We start from the raw sequence: 2,965 nt of genomic DNA on the forward strand, positions 1-2,965 counted from the left end.
AGATTCAGAACAAGTTAGCTTGGCTTCTCGGATGAACATGATATTATCCTAGCATATCAGGGGATAAAGCCGTCCTAGAAGGACGGGGCTTGCATCCCAATTTTTTGGTCACCTCTTACTCAACTTAAGTGGGAAGTTTCCCGCCAACACTGGCGGGAATATTAGCGTCGACCTGCTCCACAAGCTCTTCAATTAGGGGGGATGCTTTTGCCTTGGTCCCCCACGGGGCGGAGGAGCCTTAGCGGACCAGGACCATCGTGGTCGTGGGATTTTGTTTAAAGTCCAGGCGTTCGTAGAAGCCCTGACCGTCGGTGGTAACGAGGTAGACTTTCTCGACGGTAGCGAGCTTGGGATGGGCGAGGAGGTGTCCAATCAGTTGCCGTCCGATGCCCTGACCCTGGTAACGGGGATGGACCATCACATCCCAAAGCATTGCCCGGTAAACCCCGTCGGAAGTTGCTCGCCCAAAGGCTACCAGAAAATCCCCGTCCCAGAGGTGAACCACGGGTTCACTGCCTTGGACCATCCGCTCTAGGTCCGCCACCGTGCGGTCTCTAGCCCAGGGTGCAGTCAGGTCCATCAAGCGTTGGAGTTGGGGGTAGTCTAGCTTTTCCGCAGCGGTGCGGACCTGCAACCGGGTTGAAGTTTGGGTCGGGTTCAACGTGTACTCCTTCAAGGCGAGATAACCGCCGGCGTAGGTATGGGCAGGCGACTATAGGGATAGGGGCTGTGCTTCTCTTTGAAGCCGTTGACTAAGGCAATGGCACGGGTCACGTCTGAGGGCAGGATGACCAATAGATCGCCCTTCTCAGCTTGGGCCAGACCGTATTCTATCGCCGTTGCCTCAGACAATACTACTTCGTAGGGATAATTGGGGTCGTGGTCTTTGAAACCCGCCGCAATAATCTCAGGTACGGCTCCGGGCTGACGACCCCGGAGGTCGTCGTCATCCTTCAAGATGATGCTGGTGAACATCTGTGCTCCGAGGTAGCCCAACTTATGTAGGTCCTCGTCACGACGGTCCCCTGGTCCTCCGTAAACCCCGATCTTGCGCTTGGTCTCCAGTTTGCTCAAGACCTGCGCTAGGGCATTGAAGCCCGCTGAGTTGTGAGCGTAATCAATCAAGACCCGGAAATCTCCCAGATCAAAGAAGTTCAAGCGACCGGGGGTCTGGCCCACCGAGGGGATGAAGCTGTTGAGACCGGCTCGGATATCGTCCATCTTGACCCCGGTTAGATAGCAGGCCAGGATTGCCGGGAGGACGTTCTGGACCATGAACTCGGCGCGGCCCTCTAGGGTCAAGGGAATATTGATGACTTTCTCTACCCGCAGAGTCCAACTTCCTTTGCAGACTGAAACGTAGCCATCTTCAAGAATCGCGGCGACCCCACCCAGGGCGCGGTGCTCGACCACGACGGGGTTGTTGGGGTCCATAGTGAAGTAGGCAACTTTGGCCTTGACGTGGGCCGCCATCGCCGTTACGAGCAGATCATCGGCGTTGAGGATGGCGTGTCCACTGACTTGCACAGCTTCAGCGACCACGGACTTAACTTTTGCTAGGTCTTCTAAAGTCTCAATGTCGCGGATACCCAGGTGGTCGGAGGTGACGTTCAACACGATCCCGATATCACACTCGGTAAAGCCCAGGCCCTCGCGCAAGATCCCGCCCCGCGCGGTCTCAAAAATCGCAAACTCCACCGTCGGGTCCTTGAGAACGAGGTGAGCGGAGTAGGGTCCCGTCATGTCGCCCCGGACCACTAGCTGGTTCTGGATATAAACGCCATCGGTCGTCGTGAACCCCACCCGCATCCCGGTGCCCTTAATAATGTGAGCGATGAGGCGCGTGGTTGTGGTTTTACCGTTGGTACCCGTGACTGCCATGATCGGAATACGGTGGCGCGAACCGGGCGGGAAGAGCATATCAATCAAGGGTTCCGCGACGTTACGGGCCATCCCCTGACTGGGAGCCAAGTGCATCCTGAAACCGGGGGCGGCATTGACCTCGACGATCCCGCCGCCCGTCTCGGCAATCGGCATCGAGATATCCGGGCAGATGACATCAATCCCTGCCACATCCAAGCCGACAATCCGCGCCGCCCGCTCCGCCATAAAAGCATTGTCTGGGTGGATCATATCTGTGCAGTCGAGGGCGGTCCCGCCGGTGCTGAGGTTGGCAGTGGACTTGAGTTCGCAGGTCTCGCCCTGGGGCAAGACTGACTCCAGTACTAACCCGCGTAATTTCAGCAGTCTGAGGGTCATCTCGTCGGCATTGATCGCCGTCAGTTCTTTTTCATGCCCGAAACCCCGGCGCGGGTCCTGGTTGATCCGGTCAATCAATTCTTGAATCGTGTGTTCGCCGTCGCCGACGATATGGGCGGGGACGCGCAGGGCCACTGCCACGAGCCGGTTATTGATGACCAAAATCCGGTAATCGTTACCCTGGAGGAAACGCTCTACCAAGACCACCCGCGAGAACTCTTTGGCTGCGTCGTAGGCTGCTTCAGCCGTGGCCTCATCAGTGATATTGATTGTGATCCCCTTGCCGTGGTTGGCATCCAGCGGCTTGATCACCACGGGATAACCACCAATTTCTTGGATGGCATCAGGTAGGTCAGCGAGACGACGGACCTTCAGCCCCCTAGGAACCGGGATGCCCATTTGGTGCAAGAGACTCTTGGTGATCGTCTTATCGGAGGCAATCTCGGTGGCGATAATGCTGGTGTTATTTGTCGTGGTGGCCTGGATGCGCTTTTGGTACATCCCGTAGCCCAACTGGACCAGGGAAGCTTCACTCAGCCGCAGGTGGGGGATGCCCCGAGAGAGGGCTTCTTCGACAATGGCGGCGGTGGAGGGACCGAAGCGGACTTCTTCGCGGATCTCGCGCAGTTCCTGAATATCCTCTTCGAGGTCGTAGGTCTCACCCGCCAACAACATATTGACTAACCGCACCGCCGCCCGGGCGGCG

2 protein-coding genes are annotated in these 2,965 nt (G+C 57.4%); both read right to left on the reverse strand.

Annotated elements, in window-relative coordinates; translation table 11 throughout:
• Positions 1-238: 238 nt before the first annotated feature.
• Positions 239-661, reverse strand: a complete 423-nt coding sequence (locus HFM78_RS14570; protein WP_287130180.1) for a GNAT family N-acetyltransferase — start codon at positions 659-661, stop codon at positions 239-241.
• A gap of 11 nt (positions 662-672) precedes the next feature.
• Positions 673-2,965: cyanophycin synthetase (gene cphA / locus HFM78_RS14575; protein WP_287130181.1), on the reverse strand; the 2,293-nt coding region annotated here is incomplete at its 5' end.

The organism is Candidatus Cyanaurora vandensis, from assembly GCF_013285555.1.
GTDB lineage: Bacteria > Cyanobacteriota > Cyanobacteriia > Gloeobacterales > Anthocerotibacteraceae > Cyanaurora > Cyanaurora vandensis.